This window comes from Bradyrhizobium nanningense (assembly GCF_004114535.1).
Lineage (GTDB): Bacteria > Pseudomonadota > Alphaproteobacteria > Rhizobiales > Xanthobacteraceae > Bradyrhizobium > Bradyrhizobium nanningense.
The window spans coordinates 34,096-59,626 of record NZ_LBJC01000005.1 but is presented as its reverse complement, the minus strand read 5'-3'; the positions used below and the strand labels follow the sequence as shown (position 1 = coordinate 59,626).

Annotated in this window: 22 protein-coding genes and 1 pseudogene; 5 read left to right on the top strand and 18 right to left on the bottom strand. The window is 64.9% G+C overall.

The annotated features are described in order from the left end of the window. Position 1 precedes the first annotated feature (1 nt). On the top strand, positions 2 to 1,081 hold the full coding sequence (locus XH84_RS01975) for a D-TA family PLP-dependent enzyme (RefSeq protein ID WP_128917678.1): 1,080 nt from the start codon (positions 2 to 4) through the stop codon (positions 1,079 to 1,081). A gap of 183 nt (positions 1,082 to 1,264) precedes the next feature. On the opposite strand, the gene XH84_RS01970 is transcribed toward XH84_RS01975, so the two are convergent. The 8 genes and pseudogenes from XH84_RS01970 to XH84_RS01935 form a co-directional block, all read right to left on the bottom strand. Continuing rightward, on the bottom strand, positions 1,265 to 2,485 hold the full coding sequence (locus XH84_RS01970) for a BaiN/RdsA family NAD(P)/FAD-dependent oxidoreductase (protein WP_283811917.1): 1,221 nt from the start codon (positions 2,483 to 2,485) through the stop codon (positions 1,265 to 1,267). After that, on the bottom strand, positions 2,482 to 3,399 hold the full coding sequence (locus XH84_RS40530; RefSeq protein WP_128917680.1) for an SDR family NAD(P)-dependent oxidoreductase: 918 nt from the start codon (positions 3,397 to 3,399) through the stop codon (positions 2,482 to 2,484). Before XH84_RS40530 ends, XH84_RS01970 begins: the two co-directional genes overlap by 4 nt. 118 nt (positions 3,400 to 3,517) lie before the next feature. Continuing rightward, positions 3,518 to 3,997 (bottom strand): MaoC family dehydratase, encoded by a 480-nt coding sequence (locus XH84_RS01960; protein WP_128917681.1) that lies wholly within the window; start codon positions 3,995 to 3,997, stop codon positions 3,518 to 3,520. Next, positions 3,998 to 5,716, bottom strand: coding sequence for an AMP-binding protein (locus XH84_RS01955; RefSeq protein WP_128917682.1), 1,719 nt, complete (start codon positions 5,714 to 5,716; stop codon positions 3,998 to 4,000). 128 nt (positions 5,717 to 5,844) lie between these two features. Next, a pseudogene (mmsB, locus tag XH84_RS01950) lies at positions 5,845 to 6,744 on the bottom strand (3-hydroxyisobutyrate dehydrogenase); the annotation flags it as partial. Between the two features lie 13 nt (positions 6,745 to 6,757). Continuing rightward, on the bottom strand, positions 6,758 to 7,825 hold the full coding sequence (locus tag XH84_RS01945; protein ID WP_128917684.1) for an enoyl-CoA hydratase/isomerase family protein: 1,068 nt from the start codon (positions 7,823 to 7,825) through the stop codon (positions 6,758 to 6,760). Continuing rightward, positions 7,822 to 8,967, bottom strand: a complete 1,146-nt coding sequence (locus tag XH84_RS01940; protein WP_128917685.1) for an isobutyryl-CoA dehydrogenase — start codon at positions 8,965 to 8,967, stop codon at positions 7,822 to 7,824. The genes XH84_RS01945 and XH84_RS01940 overlap by 4 nt, the downstream gene beginning before the upstream one ends. Positions 8,968 to 9,098: 131 nt before the next feature. Further along, a complete protein-coding gene (locus XH84_RS01935; protein ID WP_128917686.1) occupies positions 9,099 to 10,595 on the bottom strand; it encodes a CoA-acylating methylmalonate-semialdehyde dehydrogenase in 1,497 nt (498 codons plus the stop codon). 98 nt (positions 10,596 to 10,693) lie between these two features. Between XH84_RS01935 and XH84_RS01930 the strand changes: the two genes are divergently transcribed. Continuing rightward, positions 10,694 to 11,602, top strand: a complete 909-nt coding sequence (locus tag XH84_RS01930) for a LysR family transcriptional regulator (protein WP_128917687.1) — start codon at positions 10,694 to 10,696, stop codon at positions 11,600 to 11,602. Between the two features lie 136 nt (positions 11,603 to 11,738). On the opposite strand, the gene XH84_RS01925 is transcribed toward XH84_RS01930, so the two are convergent. Together XH84_RS01925 and XH84_RS01920 are read right to left on the bottom strand one after the other, a co-directional pair. Further along, positions 11,739 to 12,356, bottom strand: a complete 618-nt coding sequence (locus XH84_RS01925; RefSeq protein ID WP_128917688.1) for a TetR/AcrR family transcriptional regulator — start codon at positions 12,354 to 12,356, stop codon at positions 11,739 to 11,741. A 69-nt stretch (positions 12,357 to 12,425) separates the two neighbouring features. Beyond that, positions 12,426 to 12,953: a PaaI family thioesterase gene (locus XH84_RS01920; RefSeq protein WP_128917689.1), complete on the bottom strand. Its 528-nt coding sequence runs from the start codon at positions 12,951 to 12,953 to the stop codon at positions 12,426 to 12,428. 153 nt (positions 12,954 to 13,106) lie between these two features. On the opposite strand from XH84_RS01920, the gene XH84_RS01915 reads away from it, so the two are divergent. The 3 genes from XH84_RS01915 to XH84_RS01905 all read left to right on the top strand — a co-directional run bounded on the left by XH84_RS01915 (position 13,107) and on the right by XH84_RS01905 (position 16,623). Continuing rightward, positions 13,107 to 13,877, top strand: coding sequence for an enoyl-CoA hydratase (locus XH84_RS01915; protein ID WP_128917690.1), 771 nt, complete (start codon positions 13,107 to 13,109; stop codon positions 13,875 to 13,877). A 141-nt stretch (positions 13,878 to 14,018) separates the two neighbouring features. Then, on the top strand, positions 14,019 to 15,215 hold the full coding sequence (locus XH84_RS01910) for an acetyl-CoA C-acyltransferase (protein ID WP_128917691.1): 1,197 nt from the start codon (positions 14,019 to 14,021) through the stop codon (positions 15,213 to 15,215). Between the two features lie 112 nt (positions 15,216 to 15,327). Continuing rightward, entirely contained in the window at positions 15,328 to 16,623 is a 1,296-nt protein-coding gene (locus XH84_RS01905; protein ID WP_128917692.1) for an MFS transporter, read from the top strand. On the opposite strand, the gene XH84_RS01900 is transcribed toward XH84_RS01905, so the two are convergent. The 8 genes from XH84_RS01900 to XH84_RS01865 all read right to left on the bottom strand — a co-directional run bounded on the left by XH84_RS01900 (position 16,620) and on the right by XH84_RS01865 (position 25,377). Next, on the bottom strand, positions 16,620 to 18,011 hold the full coding sequence (locus XH84_RS01900; protein WP_206734085.1) for a carbohydrate porin: 1,392 nt from the start codon (positions 18,009 to 18,011) through the stop codon (positions 16,620 to 16,622). The two genes, XH84_RS01905 and XH84_RS01900, sit on opposite strands and share 4 nt — an antisense overlap. Before the next feature lie 12 nt (positions 18,012 to 18,023). Next, the gene (locus tag XH84_RS01895; protein WP_128917694.1) at positions 18,024 to 19,040 is read right to left on the bottom strand and encodes a transporter; all 1,017 of its coding nucleotides are present in this window, start codon (positions 19,038 to 19,040) and stop codon (positions 18,024 to 18,026) included. A gap of 1,113 nt (positions 19,041 to 20,153) precedes the next feature. Beyond that, the gene (locus tag XH84_RS01890; protein ID WP_128917695.1) at positions 20,154 to 20,900 is read right to left on the bottom strand and encodes a CoA-transferase; all 747 of its coding nucleotides are present in this window, start codon (positions 20,898 to 20,900) and stop codon (positions 20,154 to 20,156) included. After that, entirely contained in the window at positions 20,897 to 21,703 is an 807-nt protein-coding gene (locus XH84_RS01885; RefSeq protein ID WP_128917696.1) for a CoA transferase subunit A, read from the bottom strand. Before XH84_RS01885 ends, XH84_RS01890 begins: the two co-directional genes overlap by 4 nt. A 78-nt stretch (positions 21,704 to 21,781) precedes the next feature. Beyond that, on the bottom strand, positions 21,782 to 22,357 hold the full coding sequence (locus tag XH84_RS01880) for a peroxidase-related enzyme (RefSeq protein WP_128917697.1): 576 nt from the start codon (positions 22,355 to 22,357) through the stop codon (positions 21,782 to 21,784). Between the two features lie 368 nt (positions 22,358 to 22,725). Then, positions 22,726 to 23,379 (bottom strand): TadE/TadG family type IV pilus assembly protein, encoded by a 654-nt coding sequence (locus tag XH84_RS01875; protein WP_128917698.1) that lies wholly within the window; start codon positions 23,377 to 23,379, stop codon positions 22,726 to 22,728. A gap of 8 nt (positions 23,380 to 23,387) precedes the next feature. Next, positions 23,388 to 23,939 carry a TadE/TadG family type IV pilus assembly protein gene (locus tag XH84_RS01870; protein WP_128917699.1) on the bottom strand — a complete coding sequence of 184 codons (552 nt, stop codon included), beginning with the start codon at positions 23,937 to 23,939 and terminating at the stop codon, positions 23,388 to 23,390. Positions 23,940 to 23,949: 10 nt separating this feature from the next. Continuing rightward, on the bottom strand, positions 23,950 to 25,377 hold the full coding sequence (locus XH84_RS01865) for a TadE/TadG family type IV pilus assembly protein (RefSeq protein WP_164936012.1): 1,428 nt from the start codon (positions 25,375 to 25,377) through the stop codon (positions 23,950 to 23,952). Positions 25,378 to 25,531: the final 154 nt, after the last annotated feature.

Genomic DNA, 25,531 nt, shown 5'->3' with positions numbered 1-25,531 from the left:
CATGACCACTCCCCTCGCCGCCAAGATCGCCCGTGAGTACGGCACGCCCTGTGCCGTCATCGACATGGACAGGGTCGAGCGCAACATCGCGCGAATTCAGAAGGCCTGCGACGACGCAGGAATCGCCAACCGGCCGCACATCAAGACCCACAAGAACCCGACCATCGCGAAGATGCAGGTCGCGGCCGGCGCCAAGGGCATCACCTGCCAGAAGCTCGGCGAAGCCGAGATCATGGCCAATGCCGGCATCGACGACATCCTGATCAGCTACAATCTGCTGGGTGAAGAGAAGATGGCGCGGCTCGGCGCGCTGCAGGCCAAGGCCAACATGACGGTGGCCGCTGACAACTCCACCGTCGTCGCCGGCCTGCCCAAGGCGGCCGCGGCGTCCGGCCGTCCGCTCTCGGTCGTGGTCGAATGCGACACCGGCCGCAAGCGCGCCGGCGTCGAGACGCCAGCTGAAGCGATAGCGCTGGCGCGCGAGATCGCGGCATCCAAGGGACTCGAGTTCGCCGGCTTCATGCTGTATCCGACCGAGACCGGCTGGGCGGACGCGCAAAAATTCTACGACGAGGCGCTGGCGGGCGTGCGCGCGCACGGGCTGGATGCAAAAATCGTCTCCACCGGAGGCACGCCGAACCTGAAGAACATCGGCAAGCTCAAGGGCGGCACCGAGCATCGCTTCGGCACCTACATCTACAACGACCGCATGCAGGTCGCGGCGGGCTCGGCGACCTGGGACGATTGCGCGCTGCACATCTATTCGACGGTGGTGAGCCGCGCCGCGCCCGAGCGCGGCATCCTCGACGCCGGTTCGAAGACGCTGACCACGGACACCGGCGGTCTCGACGGCCACGGCCTGATCCTGGAGCACCCCGAGGCCAAGATCGCCAAGTTCGCGGAGGAGCACGGCTTTCTCGACCTCTCCCGCAGCAACACGCGCCCCAATATCGGCGATGTCGTCCGCATCGTGCCGAACCATGTCTGCGTCGTCGTCAACATGATGGACGAGGTGGTGATGGTCCGCGGCGAGGAAATCATCGGCACGCTGCCGGTGGCGGCGCGGGGAAAGCTGCGGTAGAGAGCTGCGTCGCTGGCGTCGGAACGCTCGCGCATCCTTCGAGGCTCCCGGCGCGCTGCTTTGCATTGCGCCGCTCGCACCTCAGGATGACGCTCTCTCTAGGCCATCGCAAGCTAACGCTCTCTCGTAGCCGTCACCCTGAGGTGGCCGCTTCGTCAGCAGCCCTCGAAGGGCGGCGGCGTTCTACGAACGCTGCAGCCACGCCAACACACCCCTGCCCGCCGCAGCCCCCGTCGCGAACGAGGCTTGCAGCAGATAGCCGCCGGTCGGTGCCTCCCAATCCAGCATCTCGCCGGCCGCGAACACGCCCGGCAGCTTGCGCAGCATGAAGTGCTCGTCGAGTTCACCAAGAGCGATCCCGCCCGCGGTCGAGATCGCGCGATCGATCGGAGCGACGCCGGTGAGCTGAATCGGAATGGCGTTGATCAGGTGCGCAAGCTCCGCCGGCGAGAGCGATGCGAGCGGCCGTCCTGAGGCGATGGCGGCTTCCTGCATCAAGCCGATTCCGACCGGCATCACTTGCGCCGCCTTGCGCAGGAAATTCGCCAGGGATTGCTTGCCGCGCGTGCCCGATAGCCGCGTGGTCAGCGCGGCCGCGTCGAGGTCGGGCCGCAACGCGATCATCAAATTCGCTTGCCCGAGACCCAGTACCGCCTCCCGCAGCTCCGCCGACAGCGCGTAGACCGTGCCGCCTTCGATACCGCTGCGGGTGATCATGGCTTCGCCGCGCACCGTGTGTGCGCCGACCGTCAGCGCCACGCCCTTGAGCGGCTGTCCCTCGAAACGATCGCGAAACACATCTGACCAAGCAACCATGAAGCCGGAATTGGCTGGCCGCAGCTTTGAGATGGCAACGCCTTTTGCCGCGAGGAATTCGACCCAGCTGCCGTCCGAGCCGAGCCGTGGCCAGCTCGCGCCGCCGAGCGCCAGCACGGTCGCGTCGGCAACGACGGCGGCCAGGCCTTCCTGCGTTCGAAACAGCAGCCGTCCCTCGCCATCCCAGCCGGTCCAGCGATGCCGGAAGGCAAACCGCACGCGGCTCGCATCGAGGCGCCGCAGCCAGGCGCGCAGCAAAGGCGAGGCCTTGAACGCTTTTGGAAACACGCGCCCGCTGCTGCCGACAAAGGTCGGCTCGCCGAGCGCCTCGCTCCAGACACGCAGCGCCTCAGGCGAAAACGCCGCGATCGCCGCTTGCAGCGTCGGTGCGGCCTCACGATAGCGCGCCATGAACTGCGGCAGCGGCTCACTGTGGGTGAGGTTGAGCCCGCCCCGGCCCGCCATCAGGAATTTGCGGCCCGCGGACGGCATGGCGTCGTAGACGGTGACGCGGGCGCCGCCCTGCGCCAGCACTTCCGCCGCCATCAGCCCGGCGGGACCGGTGCCGATGACGGCGATGTCAGTCAGAGCTTGATCCCCGCCCGTGCCGCGGCCTGCGCCACGTATTTCTGCGTCTGCTCGAACGCGCCTGTGAGCGCCTTGGCCTTCGACATGTCGCTGATCTCGGCGAAATGCGCGGCGACGGCGTCCGGCGTCCATTCAGACTCCGGCAGGTTGATGCCTTCGCTCTCCAGGATCTTGATCACGGCGAAAGAGCCGGCGCCGGCGCCCATGATGGTGCGGGTCGGCGCGTCCTCGCTCAGCATGTACTCGACTGCGGGCGTGATCGCGTTCGGCTTCATCAGTTGCAGCGCCTGGGGCGGCAGCAGCTCTTCGGTCATCCGGGTGGCCGCCGTCGGCGAGATGATGTTGACGCGGATGTCGTTCTTGCGACCTTCCTCGGCCAGCACGTTCATCAGGCCGACCATGCCTGATTTCGCCGCGCCGTAATTGGCCTGGCCGAAATTGCCGTAGAGGCCCGAGGACGACGTCGTCAGCACGATGCGGCCGTAGTTGCGGTCGCGCATGCCGGCCCAGGCCGCCTTGCAGCAATAGAAAGTGCCGACGAGATGCACGTCGAGCACCTTCTGGAAATCGGCCGCTTCCATCTTGCCGAACGACTTGTCGCGCAAAATGCCGGCATTGGCGCACATGAGATCGACGCTGCCCCACTCCCTGGTGGCGCGCTCGACCATGGCGGTGACCTGCTCGAAATTGGAGACGTCCGCGCCGTCGGCCATCGCGGTGCCGCCGGCCTTGCGGATCTCCTCGACCACGGCCTCGGCCGGCGACAGCGAGCCGCCGGTGCCGTCGCGCCCGCCGCCGAAATCGTTGACCACCACTTTCGCGCCGCGGCTGGCCAGCCCCAGCGCATGCGCCTTGCCGAGACCATTGCCCGCGCCGGTGACGATGGCGACGCGTCCGTCGAACCTGATTGCCATGAGTGCGTTTCCTAGATGCTAGTTCGTCATGGCCGGGCTTGACCCGGCCATCCATCAAATCGAAAGGCTTTTGAGCAGCGCTGGATGGCCGGGTCAAGCCCGGCCATGACGGCTCGGATCAGGCGAAATAGATCAGACCCAGCCACTCCGCGATCAGCGCCGGCTTGTCCTCGCCTTCGATCTCGACCGTGACATTGGTGCGGGACTGCAGTTCATTCGGCTTGCGCAGCTTGGCTTCGGCCAGTACGAAGCGGCCGCGGATGCGCTTGCCCGAGCGCACCGGCGAGATGAAACGCAGCTTGTCGAAACCGTAATTGACGCCCATCGTGGTGCCCGCAATCGCCGGCATCACCTCGTAGGACATCACCGATAGCATCGACATCGTCAGGAAGCCGTGGGCGATGGTGGTGCCGAACGCGGTTTCCGTCCTGGCTCTTTCAGGATCGACGTGGATGAACTGGTGATCCTCGGTCACGTCGGCATAGGTGTCGATACGAGGCTGGTCGATCAGATGCCAGGACGACACGCCGATCTCCTTGCCGACCAGGGCCCGATAGGCCTCCAGCGTGATCGGCGGCGACTTCCAGATTTGGTTCACTTAGCTCTCACTCCGTGTTTTCGACAAGTCAGGAAAATCCTCCTCGCGGAATTCCCGGCCGCGCAGGGGATCCTCGCGATCGTCGTCGCGTTCAAGCCGTCGTAGCTGCACGCGACGGATTTTGCCAGAGATCGTCTTCGGCAGCTCGGTGACGATTTCGAGGCGGCGGATGCGCTTGAACGGGGCAAGCCGCGTATGCAGGTGCCGGAAGATGGAGAGCGCCGTCTCCGGCGTCCGCTCGGTGCCCGAGGTCAGCAGCACGAACGCCTTGGGGACGGCAAGGCGGATCGGGTCCGGGCTCGGCACCACCGCAGCTTCCGCGACGAGCTCGTGCTCGAGCAACACGCTCTCGAGCTCGAACGGGCTGATGCGGTAATCGGATGATTTGAACACGTCGTCGGAACGGCCGACGAAGGTGAGATAGCCTTCGTCGTCCTCGAACACCACATCGCCGCTGCGGTACAGCTCGTCCTCGGCGCCGGACAGCTTGCCGTCGTCGCTCTGGTAGCCCTGCATCAGGCCGGCGGGCCGCTCGGCGCCGAGCACCAGCGTGACCTCGCCTTCCCTGGCGGGCTGGCCGTCGGCGTCGCTGATCTGTACGCGATAGCCCGGTAGCGGCCGGCCCATCGAGCCGATCTTGATCTTCTGGCCCGGCGAGTTGCCGGCGAGCGCCGTGGTCTCGGTCTGGCCGTAGCCGTCACGAATGGTGAGGCCCCAGGCCGCCCGCACCTGGTCGATCACTTCAGGGTTCAGCGGCTCGCCAGCGCCGCAGACCTCGCGCAAGGCCACCTTGAACGATGCGAGGTTCTCCTGGATGAACAGCCGCCACACCGTCGGCGGCGCGCACAGCGTGGTGACGCCGCAGCGGCCGATGGTGGCAAGCAGGCCTTTCGCATCGAAGCGCGGCTGGTTGACCACGAACACCGTCGCCCCCGCATTCCACGGAGCGAAGAAGCAGCTCCAGGCGTGCTTGGCCCAGCCGGGCGAGGAAATGTTGAGATGGACGTCGCCGGGCTTCAGCCCGATCCAGTACATGGTCGAGAGATGGCCGACGGGATAGCTGCGCTGGCTGTGCCGGACGAGTTTTGGTTTGGCGGTCGTGCCCGAGGTAAAATAAAGCAGCATCGGATCGTCAGCATTGGTCGGACCGTCAGCCGCAAAACTCTCAGAGGCCTTCGCGGCCTCATCGTAAGCGAGCCATCCGTCGGAGGCCGCGCCGACCACGATGCGGACGACATTCTCGGAGCCAAGGCTTGCGAATTTCGTAACCTGGTCCTCAGCCGCCACCACGGCTCGCGCCTTGCCGCGATCGAGACGATCGCGGAGCTCATCCGCGGTGAGCAGCGTGGTGGCGGGAATTACGACGACGCCGAGCTTCATCGCCGCCAGCATGGTCTCCCACAGCGGAACCACATTGCCGAGCAGCAGCAGGAGATGATCGCCGCGCTTCAGGCCCTGCGCACGGAGGAAATTCGCGACCTGGTTGGAGCGCTTCGAGAGCGCCGCGAAGGACAGCTTCGTCTGGCGATCCTGTGCGGCATCGACGATCCAGAGCGCGGGACGATCCCTGCTCTCCGCATTTGCTGCCAGCTCGGCGTCGAACCAATCGAGCGCCCAGTTGAAGGCAACCGGATCCGGCCAGCGGAAGCCTTTGACCGCGGCCTCGTAGTCCGTGCCGTGATCCAGCAGAAACGCGCGCGCTTCCAAAAATGTCGTCATGATCCGGGCCCGTCGATTTGATCTTCGAGCGTAGCCCGGATGGAGCGAAGCGCAATCCGGGGCCAACTTGGCCTCGGCGAGGACCTATCCCGGATTGCGCTTCGCTCCATCCGGGCCACGAAGCCTCGCTATTTTCCAGCGAGGCTGCGAACGTGCTTGATAATTCCGGAAAAATCCACCCCACCCTGGCCTGCTGCGTCGAAAGACTGATAGATCTCCTGCGCATGCTTGCCGAGCGGCGTGGCCGCGCCAGCAGCCTTCGCGGCGTCCTGCGCCAGCGTCAAATCCTTCACCATCAGCGCCGAGGCAAAGCCCGGCTTGTAGTCGTTGTTGGCGGGCGAGGTCGGCACCGGGCCCGGCACCGGGCAATAGGTCGTCAACGACCAGCACTGGCCCGACGAGGTCGAGGCGACGTCGAACAGCGCCTGGTGCGAGAGGCCGAGCTTCTCGCCGAGCGCAAAGGCTTCGCTGACCGCGATCATGGAGATGCCGAGGATCATGTTGTTGCAGATCTTGGCCGCCTGGCCTGCGCCGGCGCCGCCGCAATGGACGATCTTCTTGCCCATGTTCTCCAGCACCGGCTTGGCCGCGGCAAATGCCTTCTCCTCGCCGCCGCACATGAAGGTGAGCGTCGCGCCCTTGGCGCCGCCGGTGCCGCCGGAGACCGGCGCATCGACCGAAAGCACGCCGTTCTTGGCGGCCAGCGCATGCGCGGCCCTCGCGCTCTCGACGTCGATGGTGGAAGAGTCGATGATCAGCGCGCCCTTGGTCATGGCGGGCACGACCTCGTTCCAGACGCCGAGCACATGCTTGCCTGCGGGAAGCATGGTGACGACGACATCGGCACCCCTCACCGCACCGGCTGCGCTCTCGCCAATGCTGGCGCCATCGGCCTTCGCCTGATTGCGGGAGGCTTCGACGAGGTCGAACGCCACGACCTTGTGGCCGGCCTTGACGAGGTTTGCGGCCATCGGGCCGCCCATGTTGCCGAGACCGATGAATGCGATCGTGGCCATTGTCGTTTCCTCCGCTGTCGCGTTGTTAGCTGAACTTCAGCTCATCAGTGCCGATCTCGGCAAAATATGGTGCAAGCATCTCCGGCGTCACATCCTCGATTGCTCGCGGCGACCAGGTCGGGTTGCGGTCCTTGTCGATCACGGCAGCACGCACGCCTTCGCGAAAATCGTCGCTGCGGAAGACTTCCAGCGCAGCGCGGTATTCCCGCACCAGACACTCCTCCAGGCTCGATGAAGCGCGCGCGAGCCGCAAGAGCTTCAGCGTCACCACCATGCCGCGCGGCGATTTTTCGTTGAGCGCCTTCAGCGTTGCAAGTGCAAATTCGGAGCCGTCGCGGTCGAGCGCCGCAAGGATGTCCTCCATGCGATCGAAGCCGAACAGCGCATCGATGATTGGCTCCTTCGCAGCCACCGGCCCCGCGGTCTCACCGGTGGCAAAGCCGCTGATGAGCTTGCCGACATCGGCGGCGGCCGCGCCGGAACGCAGCTTCGTTAGCGCCTCGCGCAGCTCCGGCAACTTCACCGCCGGCACGACCCAATCGGCGAACTTCGCATGGATCGCGTCCGGCCCGTTCATGGTCTGGCCGGTCAGCCCGAAATAGGTGCCGATCTCGCCCGGCGAATGCGACAACAGATAGGTGCCGCCGACATCGGGGAAGAAGCCGAGACCGACCTCGGGCATGGCCAGCTTCGTCCGATCCGTGACGACGCGATGGCTGGCATGGGCCGACAGACCGACGCCGCCGCCCATCACGATGCCGTCCATGAAGGCGACATACGGCTTTGGGAACTTCTTGATCCGGGCGTTGAGGATGTATTCCTCGCGCCACAGGATCTTGCCGAGGTCGCCGTTCACCTTCGAGCTCTCCCAGAGCGCGCGGATGTCGCCGCCGGCGCAGAGGCCACGCTCGCCGGCACCTTCCAGCACGATGACGCTGACGGCCGGATCGGATTCGAAACGGTCGAGCGCCTTCTCGATGTCGCGAAACATCTCCAGCGTCACGGCATTGATCGCCTTGGGACGGTTGAGCCTGATGATGCCGGCCGCACCCTCGACGCGGGCGACGAGATCGCCCTCTTCCGCTGCATTCATCGCGCGCCCTCGATCAGCTTGCGCGCCACGATCAGCCGCATGATTTCATTGGTGCCTTCGAGGATCTGGTGCACGCGTAAGTCCCGCACGATCTTCTCGATGCCGTATTCGCTGAGGTAACCGTAGCCGCCGTGAAGCTGCAGCGCTTGGTTGGCGACTTCGAAACCGACATCGGTGCCGAAGCGTTTGGCCATCGCGCACAGCATGGTGGCATCAGGGTCCTTGCGGTCGAGCGCTGCGGCAGCCCGCCACAAAAAGGTGCGCGCGGCCTCGAGCTCGATCGCCATGTCGGCAAGGCGGAATTGTAGCGCCTGGAATTCGTCGAGACGTTTTCCAAACGCCTTGCGCTCCTTCATGTAGGCGCGCGCCTTGTCGAGCGCCGTCTGCGCACCGCCCAGTGAACAAGCCGTGATGTTGAGACGGCCACCGTCGAGGCCGGCCATCGCGATCTTGAAGCCGATGCCCTCCTCGCCCAGGCGATTGGTAACAGGCACGCGCGCGTTTTCGAACATGACCGCACGGGTCGGCTGCGCGTTCCACCCCATCTTGCGCTCATTGGCGCCGAAGGAGACGCCCGGCGTCTTGCCGTCGATGACGAGGGTCGAGATGCCGCCGGGGCCGTCACCGCCGGTGCGCACCATCGCCACCAGCAAATCGGTGCCACCGGCGCCGGAAATGAACTGCTTCTGGCCGTTGAGGACGTAATGGTCGCCCTCACGCACCGCGCGGGTGCGCAGAGCCGCCGCGTCCGAGCCGGCGCCCGGCTCAGTCAGGCAGTAGCTCGCGATCAGCTCCATGGTGCAGAGCTTCGGCAGCCATTGATGGCGCTGGGCGTCGCTGCCGTAGGCATCGATCATCCAGCTCGCCATGTTGTGGATGGAGATGAAGGCCGAGGTGGTCGGGCAGCCCGTCGCCAGCGCCTCGAAGATCAGCGCTGCGTCGAACCGCGTCATCGCGGATCCCCCGACATCGTCGCGGATGTAGATGCCGCCCATGCCGAGGGTCGCCGCCTCGCGCATGACGTCGACGGGGAAATGCTTCTCCTCGTCCCAGCGCAGCGCATGCGGCGCGATCTTTTCCGCCGCAAACGCGAGCGCCATGTCGCGAACCGCGATCTGATCCTCGTTCAGAGCGAACTGCATGCTGCCGCCTACCCTCTTGCCCCATCGTCATTGCGAGCGCAGCGAAGCAATCCAGGCTGCCTCCGCGGAAAGACTCTGGATTGCTTCGTCGCTACGCTCCGCTCCTCGCAATGACGGGCTGGGCTACAGCCTTACTTCATCAGCGGGATCGAGAACTCCGCACCTTCCTTGACGCCGGACGGCCAGCGCGAGGTCACCGTCTTGGTCTTGGTGTAGAAGCGGACCGAGTCCGGACCGTGCTGGTTGAGATCGCCGAAGCCGGACTTCTTCCAGCCGCCGAAGGTGTAATAGGCGATCGGCACCGGGATCGGCACGTTGATGCCGACCATGCCGACGTTGACCTTGGCCGCGAAGTCGCGCGCGGCGTCGCCGTCGCGGGTGAAGATGGCAACGCCGTTGCCGTAGTCATGGTCGGACGGCAGCGCCAGTGCTTCCTTGTAGTCGTGCGCGCGCACGACCGAGAGCACGGGGCCAAAGATCTCTTCCTTGTAGATCCGCATGTCCTTGGTGACGTTGTCGAACAGCGAGCCGCCAAGATAAAAGCCCTTCTCGTAGCCCTGCATCTTGAAGCCGCGGCCATCGACGGCGAGCGTCGCGCCTTCCTTGATGCCGATGTCGATGTAGCTCTTGACCTTCTCGACCGCCTCGCGCGTCACCAGCGGGCCGTAATCGGCGGACGGATCGATCGAGGTGCCGATCTTGAGGCTCTCGACGCGCGGGACCAGCTTTTCCATCAGCCGATCGGCCGTGGCCTTGCCGACGGGGACGGCAACAGAGACCGCCATGCAGCGCTCGCCGGCCGAGCCGTAGCCGGCGCCGATCAGGGCGTCGACCGCCTGGTCCATGTCGGCGTCGGGCATGATGATGGCGTGGTTCTTGGCGCCGCCGAAGCACTGGCAGCGCTTGCCGGTCTGCGCTGCGCGTTCATAGATGTACTGCGCAATCGGGGTGGAGCCGACGAAGCCGATCGCCTTGATGTCGGGGTCATCGAGGATGGCGTCGACCGCTTCCTTGTCGCCGTTGACGACGTTGAGGATGCCGGCCGGCAGGCCCGCCTCGATCATCAGCTCGGCGAGCATCATCGGCACGCCGGGATCGCGCTCCGACGGCTTGAGGATGAAGGCGTTACCGCAGGCAATCGCCGGCGCGAACTTCCACATCGGGATCATCGCCGGGAAGTTAAACGGCGTGATGCCGGCGACGACGCCGAGAGCCTGGCGCATCGAATAGATGTCGATGCCGGGGCCGGCGCCTTCAGTGTACTCGCCCTTCATCAGATGCGGGATGCCGCAGGCGAATTCCGCGACCTCGAGGCCACGCTGGATGTCGCCCTTGGCGTCCGGCACGGTCTTGCCGTGCTCGCGCGCGAGCAGCTCGGCGAGCTTGTCGTAGTCGCGCTGCACCAGCTCGACGAATTTCATCATCACGCGGGCGCGGCGCTGCGGGTTGGTCGCGGCCCATTCGGGCTGCGCGGCGCGCGCGTTCTCGACGGCGGCGCGGACCTCGGCCTTGGACGCCAGCGCCACCTTGGCCTGGACGTCACCGGTCATCGGCTCGAAAACGTCGGCGGTGCGGCCCGAGGTACCCTTGACCTCCTTGCCACCGATGAAATGTCCGACTGAACGCATGGAATGCTCTCCTTGAGGCCTGATCCGCTTTGACAAATCCTATCGACCTGCATTTATTGGGATTCAAGTCTGAGATATTGCACCATAGATGTGCGAAAATGCTGGATCAAGGCGCTATCGATTGGGACGACTTCCGCTTCGTGCTGGCCATCGTGCGGGGCGGCTCGGTCTCGGCTGCGGCAAAACAGCTCGGCGTCGACCATGCCACGGTGATCCGCCGCGTCGACCGGCTGGAAAAACATCTCTCGGCAAAACTGTTTGACCGGCGCAAGACCGGCTACCTCCTCACCGAGGCCGGCCAGCGCGTCGCCGATAGCGCGGAAGCCATGGAATCGACCATCGTCGCCAACCAGGAGCAGGTCGGCGGCTCGGTGGCGCGGCTGACCGGCACGGTCCGGATCGGCGCGCCCGACGGCTTCGGCACCGCCTTCCTGGCGCCGCGGCTGGCGCCCTTCGCCGACCGGTATCCCGATCTCGATCTGCAACTTGTGGCGACCGCGCGGCTGTTCAGCCTCTCCAAGCGCGAGGCCGATATCGCCATCAGCCTGACCATGCCGAAGGAAGGCCGCATCGTCGGCCGCAAGCTGCTCGACTACCGCCTCGGTCTCTATGCGGCCCCCGCCTATCTCGACCGCTTCCCAAAAATCGCCTCGCGCGAGGTGCTGCCGCAGCACCGCTTCGTCGGCTACATCGAGGAGCTCTTGTTCACGCCGGAGCTCGATTATCTGCCACAGGTGTCGCCGCGGATCTCCGCGCGCTTCCGCAGCGCCAATCTGATCGCCCAGCTCAATGCCACGCTCTCCGGTTTCGGCATCGCGGTGCTGCCCCACTTCATGGCGAACGACTATCCGCAACTCGTTCCAGTGCTGCCCGACGAGATCTCGATCACGCGGACGTTCTGGATGTTGATGCACGCCGACAGCAAGGATCTAGCGCGCATACGCGCGGTGGCGGATTACATCGGCGAGATCGTCGAGCGCGAACGGGCGCTGTTTGCGGGGCGGTAACACCGTTCTTGTAGGGTGGGCAAAGCGACGAGACGCGCGCATGCGCGGCGCGTGGCGTGGCCACCACGTCAACCGCCCGCGCGGCGAGATGGTGGGCACGGCGCTCTGCGCCTTTGCCCACCCTACGGGACCTCGCCTAGTTCTTCGCCTTCTTCGCCGCCGCAGCCTTCGGCTCGCGCTTCGTACCCTCCAGCGCGGTATCCCGGCCCGCCTTCAACACCTCGTCCGACAGCTCGCTTGAGCCCGCGACGCGCGCCAGCAGCATGGTGCCGGCCATCGTCGCCAGCGTCGCAATCGCCTGCTTGCGCGCGGCCTTGCGCGGCATGTTCGGGATATAGTCCGCCAGCAGCTCGATCATTTCGTCGAGCTTGCCGGCAAATGCCTTTCGCGCCTTCGGGCTCTCGCGGGCGATCTCCGCGCCCAGCGCGGGAATCGAACAGCCTTGGCCGGGATTGTCGCGATGCAGCGCGGAGAGGTAGGCCTCCGCGATCAGTGCCAGTCGCTTTTCCGGCGAAACCTCGTCCGTGATCTTGCGCCAGTGCTCCATCGAGCGGTCCATCGCATAGCCGAACGCCTCGATCACCAGCGCCTCGCGGGAATCGAAATGCGCGTAGAAGCCGCCATGGGTCAGGCCGGCCTCCTTCATGAGGTCGGCGACGCCAATGCCGTGGGCGCCCTTTTCACGCAGCCGCACGGACGCCTTCTTGACGATGCGGTCGTGGGTTTCCTGCTTGTGTTCCGGGGAATAGCGCATGCGGTTCTCATTGGATGTCGATGGTCATCTCATAACACGCAAATGACGAAATAGGTGCATTAATTCATGTTAAGTTGCTTCCGATATCGAAAACGTCGCAGTTGCATGTACCGCAAGGGCGCCCTTGCCGTCCCGGACGAAGCCTTCGGCGTAGCTGGTTTGCCGCCCCAGCTTGATCACCTTACCCTCGGCCGAGATCAAACCGGAACGGACCGAGAGCGGACGCAGGAAGGCCAGCTTCAAGTCCAGCGTTACCGAACTCTGCCCGGCCTGGAGCCGGGTCGAAATGGCGCAGCCCATGGCGGTATCGAGCAGCGCCGCGGCGGTCGCGCCGTGGATCAGGCCGATGGTGTTTTCGAGATCCTCACGCGGCTCCAGTTCCATGACGATCCGCCCGGGCTCGACCACGGCCATGGTGAAGCCGATCAGTTTCGCGAACGGCGGCGGCGGCAGTCGGCCGTCGCGGATGCCGAGCATCGCATCCATGCCCGACAGGCCCATGGCCACCTTCGCAACCGGGGCCGGCACCTGCCAGTCCACCACACGCTCGCGCCGCTGTGCCGGCGAAAACAGATCGGGTCGATCGATATCGGTCATGTCATCCTCTTCGTATGATGACAATCATACTATGCGACGGACTTCGCGCTGACAACTCTGGCCCCATCCCGCTTGACAAGCAGGTGGTTTCAGCCCGGAGTGACCCCGATCGGCGCGCCTTGCGCCGGTCCACGAAAGCTTCGAGATCCCACGATGCAAGTGCTCAACAACCATTGCGGCGTGACGCGCGATACGCGCGGCGTCGTCCATGTCGCGATCTGCAACGCCGGCCCGCTCAACATCCTCGGCTCGCCGGTGACCGACGCCGTGCGCGAGGGTTTGCAGCAGCTCAGCTCCGACCGCAGCATCCGCGTTCTGGTGCTGCGCGGCCAGAGCGAGAAGAGCATGATCGGCGGCGCCGACATCAAGGAGATGGTGAAGCTCGACCGGGCATCGGCCGAAGCCTTCATCAGCCGCCTGCGCGATCTCTGCGAGGCGGTGCGCGCCTTCCCCGTCCCGGTCATCGCGAGGATGCCCGGCTGGTGCCTCGGCGGCGGGCTCGAAGTCGCCGCCGCCTGCGATTTCCGGATCGCGGCGCATGATGCGCATTTCGGCATGCCCGAGGTGCGCGTCGGCATCCCCTCGGTGATCCACGCGGCCCTTTTGCCGCGCCTGATCGGCTGGGCCCGCGCGCGCTGGCTGGTAATGACCGCGGAAAACATCGACGCGCCGACCGCGCTGGCCTGGGGACTGGTCGACAAGGTCGCTCCGGAAGGCGAATTGGATGCGGTTATCGAGCACCTCGTGCAGGCATTGCTCGCATGCGGACCCGAAGCGTTGCGGTCGCAGAAGGCGCTGCTGCGCCAGTGGGAGGAACTGCCGCTGACGGAGTCGGTGAATTTGAGCGTGAAAGTGTTCGGCGAATCGTTCCTCACGGACGAGCCGACGCGGCTGATGCAGGCGTTTGTGAATAGGAAGCGGTAGGCGCGCGCGCCGACCTCCTCCCATCGAACGAGCAAATCTCATCCGAACCACGACATTTTCTCATTCCTGGCGTGGTTGCATTTTTTGCGCCGCATCATATGATGAACATCATCTTACCCGTCATCGCAGGGAGTTCTCGTCATGGCCGAAGCCGCCGATCCCGTCGTCATCGTCTCAGCCGCCCGCACCCCACTCGGTCGCTTCATGGGCGAGTTGTCGCCGCTTGCCGCGCATAAGCTTGGCTCGCACGTGATCGGCGCGGCGCTGGAACGCGCCAGGCTCGCCCCCGAGAAGGTCGACGAGGTCTTGATGGGCTGCGTGCTGCCGGCCGGACAAGGCCAGGCGCCGGCGCGCCAGGCCGCGCGCGCCGCGGGTCTGCCCGATGCCACCGGCGCCACCACCGTCAACAAGGTCTGCGGCTCCGGCATGAAGGCGACCATGCTGGCGCACGACATCATCCGCGCCGGATCTGCCGACATCGTCGTCTCCGGCGGCATGGAGAGCATGAGCAACGCGCCCTATCTGCTGGCCAAGGCGCGCGGCGGCTATCGTGCCGGCCATGACCGCATCATCGACCACATGATGATGGACGGGCTGGAGGACGCCTATGAGACCGGCCGCTCCATGGGCGATTTCGGCGAGGCCACGGCGGAGGCCTACCAGTTCACCCGCAAGGACCAGGACGCCTATGCCATGGAGACGCTGGGCCGCGCCCGCAAGGCGGTCGAGGGCGGCGCGTTCAAGGCCGAGATCGCACCAATCACCCTGACCGAGAAAGCCGGCCCGCGCATCGTCGCCAATGACGAGCATCCGCTGAAGGTCGATCCGGCCAAGATCCCGGGACTCAAGCCGGCCTTCCGCGCCAACGGCACCATCACGCCCGCTGCCTCCTCCGCCAATGCCGACGGCGCCGCGGCGCTGGTGCTGACGAAGCGCTCGCTCGCCGATCGGAACGGGCTGCCTGTTCTCGCCAAGATCAAGGGCCACGCCACCCACAGCCAGGAGCCGCAATGGTTCACCACGGCGCCGATCCCGGCGATCCGCAAGCTGCTCGACAAGATCGGCTGGGCTGCCTCCGATGTCGACCTGTTCGAGATCAACGAGGCCTTCGCCGTGGTGGCGATGGCGGCGCAGCGCGATCTCGGCATTCCCCGCGACAAGCTGAACGTCAATGGCGGCGCCTGCGCGCTCGGTCACCCCATCGGCGCGACCGGCGCGCGGCTGATCGTGACGCTGCTGCATGCACTCGAGGCCAACAACCTCAAGCGCGGCGTTGCCGCGCTCTGCATCGGCGGCGGCGAAGCCACGGCGATCGCCGTCGAACGGTCGGCCCGCTGACGGCAATGTCCGAAATTGAGGGAAGTCTGACATTTTAGACTTCCCTTATTTGTGCCAGATTGCAACGATGATGCGGGTCCCTCTCGGGCTCGCCAACCAAGATTGAGGCCCAATGATCTCGAACTGGCTCGCGGCAGCACTCGTCCGCCGCAACATCCATTACGGCTGGGTGATGGTCGGCGTGACCTTCCTTGCCGCGCTGATCAGCGCCGGCACGGTTGGCGCGCCCGGCGTGTTCATCGTTCCGCTTCAGAAGGAGTTCGGCTGGAGCACGGCGGAGATCTCGTCCGCGCTGTCGATCCGCTTCATCCTGTTCGGGCTGATGGCGCCGTTCGCGGCAGCGCTGCTGAACCGCTATGGCCTGCGCAACGTCACGCTGGCCGCGCAGCTGATCGTCGTCTCGGCGCTCGTGCTCTCGCTCGGCATGACCGAGGTCTGGCAGCTCGTGGCGCTGTGGGGCGTGGTGATCGGCATCGGCACCGGCATGACCGCGCTGGTGTTGGGCGCGACGATCGCGACGCGCTGGTTCGCGGCGCGGCGCGGCCTCGTCGTCGGCATCATGACCGCGAGCGTCGCCACCGGCCAGCTCGTGTTCCTGCCGCTGCTCGCGAGCCTCACCGAACGTTACGGCTGGCGGCTCGCGCTCGGCTTCGTCTGCATCATGCTCGGCGTCTCCGCGCTCGCCGTCCTGCTCGCCATGCGCGACCGGCCGAGCGATGTCGGCCAGCGTCCGTTCGGCGACGAGGGCACCACCCCCCTGCCCGCGCCGCCCGTCAGCCACGGCTCGATCACGGGTGTGGCGCTCGGCACGCTGCGCGACGCCTCGAAGTCGACCGCGTTCTGGATCCTGTTCGCGACCTTCTTCGTCTGCGGTGCTTCCACCAATGGTCTCGTCCAGGTGCATCTGATCCCGATGTGCCTCGATTTCGGCATCCCCCAGGTGCAGGCCGCGAGCCTGCTCGCAGCGATGGGCATCTTCGACTTCTTCGGCACGATCATGTCGGGCTGGCTGTCGGACCGCTACGACAACCGCTATTTGCTGTTCTGGTATTACGGCCTGCGCGGGCTCTCGCTGATCTTCCTGCCCTTCAGCGATTTCTCGTTCTATGGCCTCTCCGTGTTCGCGATGTTCTACGGGCTCGACTGGATCGCAACGGTGCCGCCCACGGTGCGGCTCACCGCGCAGAAATTCGGCCCCGAGCGCGCCAACCTGGTGTTCGGCTGGATCTTCGCCGGCCATCAGCTCGGCGCCGGCACCGCCGCCTTCGGGGCAGGTTTTTCGCGGACGGTCTATCAGAGCTACCTGCCCGCCTTCTTCATCGCCGGCGCGCTCTGCGTGTTCGCCGCGCTGATCGTGCTGGCGCTGTCGCGGCAACCGCAGCCGCAGCCGAAACCTGCCATGGCCTAGTACCTGATCGTGGTGGTGACGCCGAACACAGCGGCGTCACCAATTCGCGCGACGCCGGACGGATCGTTCGGATTTAAGATGCCGCCCGAGGGACGGAATACATATTGAAGGTATGGCGCCACGAGCCATCCCGGCCTGACATGCGCCTCGTAAATTATCTCGATCAGCGTCTCGTTACTCCGTATCGGGCTCTGAACGCCCGTGAATAATTGCGTGTCCAGATCGAGATTGCGCGCCGTGTTCGATATCCGCATGTACGCCATCGCCACGCCGAACCGGTCGAGCCGACGGCCGGGGGTGAAGCCGACGAAGCCGATGCCGCCGTCGAGATAGAGGCCGATCAAATTTCGATCCGGCGGGCTGTAGGCGATGCGGCCGAACGCGGTCACTCCAGGCAGCGAGGCCGACGTGCTGTTCTCCCTGACCTCAGGCGGCCGGTACAGCACCTGCTCGACGACCGCGAAGATTCCATAATTGCCGCGAAGTTTTGCGGGAATGCCGCTTCCGCCGGGATCGGCGATCGACAGGCCCTGCGCCGTGAAACGCTGGCTGTCGAACGAGCCGTAATGCTTCCAGGCACCCGGCGTGACATTGCCGGCAAGCGGCCGGCCGCCGATATCGATGTCGTAGTTGAAGCGGATCTGCCCGATCACCCACGGCGGATCGTTGATGCGGAAGGCCAGACCGTGATGGTCGCGCAGCTGTGGATCCTGATCGCCCGGCCCCGACGGATCGCCGTTGAACACCGCAGCGTACGCCGTGATCTGGTCCGACAGCGCGGCCTTGATGCGAATGCCGGGCACCGCGATCGGCGGCGCCGGGCCACCGGCCGGGAGGTTGGACGCCTTGATCGCGGGCCAGCCGAAGGTGCCGTTGATGAAGAGGTCGTCGGTCTGGCTGTCGAAGAACTCGACGTCGGCCGCCTGTTGGCCGGCTCGGATGTTCAGCCTGTCACCAAAGAAGCTCTGCTCGACATAGGCGTTGTAGAGCCGCTGGTCCGGCAGCGCCTCGATCTCGCTGATCGTGGCGAGGTTCATCACGTAATTGCGGCTCAGCCCTCGCCCGTAGATCACGAAGGCATTGGCGTAGAGGCGGCCGCCGGTCCAGCCGACCAGCTTGTCGAGATCGGCATCGACCGACAGATCGAGACGGCCGAAATGGATGGCGCCGCGCTTCACGCCGCCGGAGGCATTGGCGATGTTGTCGGCGATATAGGTCGCGCCGAAGTTGAGGCCCTTGTCGGCAAGCCCGTCGTGCCACTCGTCGAACCATTTCGGCGCCAGCCATTCGGCCGCGTTCTCGTCCTTCGCGCCGGCGAATGCGCTGGTGCTTGCCGCCGTGCAGGCCAGGGCGATCGCAGCCAGGGTTCTTCGGATACTCCAACTCACGATCGGCGCGCTCTATTTGAAAATGCCTGTGCGCCGCATGAATAGATAGGCCGCGCCGACGGATGACGCCATCAGCACCGCCGCCACGAGAAATCCGCTCTCGACGTCCGTCAGCGGCAGGCCTTTGGTGTTCATACCAAAAATGCCGGTGATCAGCGTCGGCGGCAGCAAGAGTGAGGTCACGATCGAGAGCGTGTGCAGGTGGCGATTGCTCTCCTCCTCGTTCTTGAAGCGTAGCTCCTCCTCGAGCAGGCGGCTACGCTCCCTCAGCTCGACGATGTCGTGATCGAGGCCGTCGAGCCGCTGCGCAAGCTTGCCGGCCCGGATACGCAAGGCGGGCGAGAGGTGATCGGTGTCCTTCTGGTCGAGCCGGTGAAACAGCACGCGCAGGCCGGTGAGCTGCCGGTGCAATCTCACACAGGTCCGGCGCAGGCGGCCGAGCTTGCGGCGCATCTCCGGTTTCGTATCGTCGGCGAGGATGCGCTCCTCGATCTCGTCGATCTCCTGGCCCAACTTGTCGGTCATTCTATCCAGCGTGTCGGCGACCTCGTCGACGATCTTCTCCAGGAGATGGGCGACATTGTCGACGCGGTAGCCGCCTTCGAGCACGCGCCGCGTCGCGTCGGCCGAGCACAGCGCCTGGTGGCGGCCGCTGACGAGAAGGCGCTCGGTCATGGCGAAGCGCAGGAACGCGGTCTCCTCCGTCGCGGCGTCGATCTCGCGCACGAGATCGGAGAACACGCCGTAGACGCAGTGGTCGATCACGTGAAGCTGCTGGAAGGTGTCGTTCGACAGCAGCAGCTCGCGCGCGAGCGGCGGCAGCTGTGACGCCGAGATCCACGGCCGCGCGCGCGCATCGGTCAGGTTGAAATGCAGCCATAGTCGGCCGTCATGGCCGAGCTCGATCGGCTGGTCGAGCGGCAGGGCCTCGGCGCTGCCGTCGCCGCGCAGGCGAAACGCCCAGACCAGCCCGGGAATGGCGGGTTCGACGTTCACTAGCGCGCTGACAAGCTTAGCCGGCTCGGCCATGGCCGCCCCCTACCGTCACCGACCACCCGTTCCGAAAGATGGTTGACGGCATCTTCTTCCGGACCCACGCGGGTACTCAATTACGCCAGTGTTACAGCTTGATGATAGCGCCCTATGGCGCCGCCACCTTCGTCGCCGCCGGCATCCGGGCGCGAGCGCACCCACAACACTTGATCCTTTTCAGAAGACACATCTTCGCGTTCTCGCGGCTCATTTCGCCCGAGCTTTGCTCTCTTCGTTGCTCCCTTGGTGAGAAAGGGCGCAGGGAAGGCCGGGCGCCGGCTGGCACCCGCGGTCCCGTGTGCGAACAAGACGCGCACGGGGTGGACTACAGGTGACGCCGGAACGACCGGCCTCCCCTGCGCGGATGGTTTTACGGCTTATGTCGCGCTCTCCCCGGGGAGCGATGCACTATTGCCCCCGTCGCCTTGCGGATGGCTGATGCGCGGACCCGGTCGGGCCGCCGCAATCACCGCAACACTTGACGCACAGACCCCGGGCGTCAGGACCACACGATTTTGCCGCCGCGCACATCCCCGCGCTTGTCTCCGATGGCTGGCGTGCGCTCGCCATCGGGACCGAACGAGGACGCTGTCAGCGCCGTGTCGTATCGCGCGTGCTGCTGCTCACGGGAATTCCGCCCTGCAGCCAGCCCGGCGCGCCGACGCCGTCGCAGCCACCGCCTCCCGGCCCGCGTCTCGTGACGATCGCGAAACGCCCCTTGCGGCGGGCGGGATGCGCGAAACATACGGTATATCCGAATTCTTGTAAAGCGAATTTTGGACCGGGACCGACCACAGGAGACGGTGCGCGCGTACGAGTGGTCAAGCAAAAGCGAGAAAACAACCCCATGCACAGTAGCCGAGACACGAGCGATCAATGACTTAGCTCTGACGAGGACGCGCCACTCGCAGGGCCATCACATAGGAAAGCTTCCCTGCGGCCATCCTTCGAGACGCCCGCCGTTGGCGGGCCCTCAGGATGAGGACTGAGCGCGCGGCTGTCGTTTCAACGCACACCGATGCTCCTTAGCCTCATCCTGCGGAGGCGCGTAAGCGCCGTCTCGAAGGACGAGGCGTGCGCTCAGGTCTCGCGAAATGCCATACGCGATCCCTACCCCGGCCCCGGCATATTGCCGGCGAACTGCGGATAGCATTCGCGCAGCTCCTCGCGAATTCGGCCCCGGATCAAGGCCAGCGTCGTCTCGTCCGGCATCGGTGTCGTGGCCTCGCATTGCTCATTGTCGTACGCGAAGCCCGTCGTGGCTCGGATGTCACGCCAATCATATCCCCGATGCGTGCTCTGGAGGCGAAAGCGTCCCGCCTCGCGCTCGAAGGAAAACAACGCCGCGTTGGTCAGCAGCGCGTGCGGGCCGCCGCGCCGATAGACCGTCTCGTCGGTAACGCCAGGCGCAGACACGAAGTCCACGCGCTCGACCAGGGATCGCAAGCTGTGCTCTTCCCGGAACAGAATGACCCGCGGAACGAGAAAATAAAGGTAGGCGGAGCCGAACGAGCCGGGCCATCTGACTGGATTGTTCGGGTAGTCGCCGGTGCCGACGAGATTGACGTTGCCCTGGCCGTCGATCTGGCCCCCGCCGAGAAAGAAGGCATCCAGGCGTCCCTGCGCGGCGCAATCGAACAGCTCCTCGGCGCCGCCGGTGAAGGAATTGTGCTTGACCGACCCGAGGATCGAAACCTGCACGCGCTCCCGTCCATCGCGCTCGTTGAGCGCACGCAACAGCATCGCGCCTGCGGCCGGCATCGGAGACGACTGGCCGACCGCAACATGCCGCACGCCCTTCAGCAGCCGCGAGATCGTGTAGATCATCAACTCACGGCTGGTGCATGCCTCGCTCATGCCGCGCTCCTCGAACCCTGGATGTAGGTCTGGAAGCCTTCCGGCGAGCGCGCCGCCCGCGCGTATTTCTCGACTTCCTGCCCATCCCTGGGATATTCGGCGTAAAGCCCGGTGGGCCATCCGCCGTTCTTCAGCTGCGCCACCGCACTCACATAGATCGCAGGCAGCACGCCCGCGGCCATCTTCTCGTCTTCGAGCAGCGACACGTCGGAGATGCGCTCCACGGTCACGAATGCTTTCTTCGACGCGTGCGCCAGCAACATCACCTCGCGCCGACGCCCCAGCCGAACGTTGCCGAACCGGTCCGCTTCAGGCGCATGAAACAATGCGATGTCGGGCTGGATCGCCGAGACCACGACGATCTTCTCGCTGTCGTCGAACGGGTTAGACGTCACCTTCCAGTCGTCCCGTTTCTCCAGGACGTCACTGCCGATGATGCCGCGAATCGGCATGAACGGAACGCCCTTCTCGGCGGCCGTCAGGCCTGCGAACACTGCGGGACAGGTTGCGTCGCGGAGACGAATGGATCCGTCGCGAACGGCCCGGCTGAAACACGGTGCGCCGCCCGCCTCTCCGAGACTGACGGCGCTCGTCTCCAGCGTCGCCACGGCACCGGCGCCGATGAGCATATCGACCTGCATGCCGCCGATCGGCGCACAGACCACGTGCAGATCGCGGATGCGGCGATCGATCAGCATTCGAACCAGTCCAGGAGCCGCAGCATAGTCGTCCGGGGCCAAGCCGAGCTTACAGCCCGAGGGTATCATCTCCGCCATCTTCTGCGGCGTTACGAAATCCGTCATCTCTTCACCTCTCCCTCGCTTCCCGAATCCCTTCTCAGCACCTGAGCCGCCCCCCCGATCGTGAACTTGCGGACTCCGTCAGCCGCGTCCCATGCTGTAGAATTCAGCGTTCGGGCGCATGCTGGTGACGTTGGCAAGCCGGTTGGAGAGGCCGAAGAAGGCCGTGATCGCGGCAATGTCCCAGACGTCTTCTTCCGTGAACCCATGCGATTTCAGCGTGGCGAAATCGGATTCGGAAACCTTGTAGGCCTCCATCGAGACACGGACGGCGAAGTCGAGCATCGCCTTCTGCCGATCCGTGATGTCCGCCTTGCGGTAGTTGACCGCGACCTGGTCGGCGATCAGCGGATCCTTGGCCCGGATGCGCAGGATCGCGCCATGCGCGATGACGCAATATTGGCACTGATTGAGATTGCTGGTCGCAACCACGATCATTTCCCGCTCGGCCTTGGTGAGGTTGCCGGGCTTGTCCATCAGCGCATCGTGGTAGGCAAAGAACGCGCGAAACTCGTCCGGCCGGTGCGCGAGCACGAGAAACACGTTCGGAATGAAGCCGGACTTCTCCTGCACGGCCATGATGCGAGCCCGAATGTCGTCAGGCATGTCGGCGAGATCAGGGACAGGGAAGCGACTGATGGCAAGTGCCTGGGTCATGGTCTGAATATCCTTAGGGCTGGTCGATGGGAATTGCTCGCCGTCGCTTTCTTCATGTCCTTGGCCCGGGTGATGGCAAGAAATCCTCCGATACGTCGTCCCAGCTCCGCCCGAAGCACCGCACCCTCCCAGCCGATGCAGAAGAAGCACGTGAGGCTGTCGCCATCAATGCCTGCCTCGATGTCGTAAAGCAATGCGGGGTGCTGTAGACCAGCCCCGCGCGCCGGGCGAGCCTAGGCGACTGCAGGCGAGCCTATGCGCAGGCCCACTGCCATACAAGCCCATGTTCCAGCGAGATGAACTTCTCTCGGGGAGTAGGACACGCCGGCTCTGCGGCGCCCCGTTCGGTCAACCCCGCTCGCGTGAGACTAACAGGTCTTCTGCTGCAAGTGCTGGACGCAGGTGCAGGTGGCCGTCGCCGGATATTTCACGTCGTAATAGGGAGGGATCAATGTGCTCGGCCCGTTGGTCGAGCAGCGCGGGAACAGATAGTAGCTGTCGGACAGCTTGACGGTGCCCGCGATGGTGAAGCCGAGGTTGGGCGTGTAGTCGTAGGACACCTCGCTCAGGATGAGGGAGATGTTGGCGTTGCTGGTACCGCCCGGCGCGGTGAAGGAGGACAACGTCATCGTCTGGCCGACAGTCCTTGCTCCCGACGAGCTGGTCGATTTGCTCCATCGCACCGTCGCATTGCCGCTGGCGTCGGTCGAGACTTCCGAGACGGTGATCGTCATCAAGGAGGTGCTGCCATTCTTGATGGGGTATGGGGCCATGATGGCGGTCGCGGCCGCGAGAATGCCGTCCATCTGGGTCGAGGTAAGGGCCGTGTTCTGCGTGATCATGTCGGCGACACTGTGCGCGGTCGCGCTGACCTTGACGTTCATGGCAAGCCCGTTGCCGAGCTCGACGCCGCCGATATAGAGCAGCAGCATGAACGGCGTCACGATGGCGAACTCGGTCGCCGCGACGGCGCGGACATCGGTCAACAGGTGACGGGCGCGAGACGACAGGGCTGAGATCATCAATTAGCTCATGGCTCGTTCTGGAACGCGGCGGACGACATGATCAGCCGGTTGCCGTCGCTGAGGTTCGACAGGTTGAAACCGAGCGGACCGAGGACGACCGGCCACTCGTACATGATGCGGAGCACGACGATATCGCCGGGCACGCCCGGGTTGTATTGCCAGACGTTGGAGACCGTGCCCGAGCCGTCGTAGGTCAGGGTTGGCAGCGCCGTATTCGCGGACGTCCACGACGTCGCGACCTGCATGTCCACCATCAGGCCGCTGCAATTGAACAGGATCACGATCTGATCGCAGACCTTCTGCTTGAAGACGGCCTGCGTCATGTTCGCGGACTGAACCTGTCCGGTCATGACCAGGCGCGCCGACTGGCGCACGATGGACTCGAGCGTCTGCTGGGCGAAGAAGACGAGAAAGGTCTGGATCAGTGCTATGACGAGGGCGAGAAACGGCGGGGCGACGAGCGCGAACTCGACGGCCGTGGCCCCCCTGCTGTCCCGCGCGAAAGCGGCACAGCGATTGCGGCGTCTCATGGTTGTTGCCACCCCTGGCCCCGTCATGGCGCTTTCCCTACTGCACGAGGCTGGCTGTGCTGGACGCGACCGCGATGAAGAGGTCCCTCAGCGCATCGGAGACGTTCTGGCCGTTCTGAACACTTTTATAAAAGCCAGGCGAAGCGCACGTCTTGAGGTTCTGCGCGATCGTACCGGTCAAGGACGTCGGCTCGTCGTACTTGTCGATCCAGCTCATGTACCAGTTATCCGTTTTCTGGATGCCGGTATTGGGATCGGCGATGAGCTGCAGATACTCCGTGTAGAGCACGGCGATCTTGATGCCCCGGTCCTTGATAGTCTTGCATATCGACGTGTCGAGCGGCTGCTGACATCGCTTGTAGGACGCAAAGCTGCCGTTGGGGCAAGTCGCGGAGATCTTGTCTTCGACGCCGTCGGTGACGATGAACACCACTTCCTGCGGCGTATCGTTCGCTGCATTGCTGCCAAGCCCGGGATTGGGCATGATGTTGTTGACGCTGCTCAGCGCGCCGGCGATATCCGTGCCATAATCGGTCGGGGGATTGGTCGCGCTTTTGGAGGAGCAGCCTGAAAAGACGCAGTTCTGATAGTAGACCGGCATCAGCGCAATGCTGGAAACCTTGGCTCCTGCGCCGGACGGGGTGGTCAGCGCGGCCAATTCGTTCAAGGCTATGTCGAACGTATAGAGCGCCGCCTTGTAGGTGGTGTTGTTCAACGTCGCCATGCATTGCATCACGCCACCAGAAATGCCCGACTGCGGGCAGGCCGACCATGAATTGAGCAGCTGGTTGACGGCGCTCGTCACCAGATCGATCCGCAAGGTGATATTTCTATTTCGCGCGATCGTGAGGTTATCGATGGTGCCGCCGTCGTGAGCGATATTGGTCTCATGGCAGGCGAAGCCGCAATTCTGCGAGGCTCCCGCCGACTGGTACGTGGAGGCCGTGTACTTGATGAGACTGCTGATGTCGCCCGCGGTCGCGCCGATTCCCATGGACGGCGAGTCATCCATCAGTAGATAGAAATTCATATTGGGCGCGCTGGACGCCTGCGCCGTCGCCGAACCGGACACCTGCCAGGTCTGCTTGCCGAGAACGCCGGGGAAATTGTTGACGGACTCCGCTATGTAGGACACCGTGATGGTCCGCGACAGACCGACATCCGCGACCGTGATCGTCGGCGTCGGCACGGCCGCCAGGCCGGCGAGATTCGCCTTCGCGGCAAAGACGGCGGCTGCCGTGTTCTCGATGGTGGCCTTGTCGCTCTGCGCCAGCATCGCGGGCCGCACGGCTGCGATCGCGGCCGCGTCGGCGGCTGCGTTCAACTGCTCGCGCTTGCGCAAGGCCAGCGTGTAGTCGAGCGTCATCCCCAGGAGAAAGATGATAGGAACCATCGTCATCGCAAAGATGATGGCGACGTTGGCCTTCCGGTCTGTCGCGAAACAGAGCATTGCGCGGCGGAGCATGTCGTTCATCCTGGCTGCCGTCGCTGCGGCAGCAGCGGCCCTTTCCCTGAAGTCGACGGAAGAGGCTGTCGGGATTTGATCCCGGCACCCGCCCATCACGGGGCGGAATATGGCGATGGCTCTCTTAATCAACGCTTACGGACGGTTCACAAAA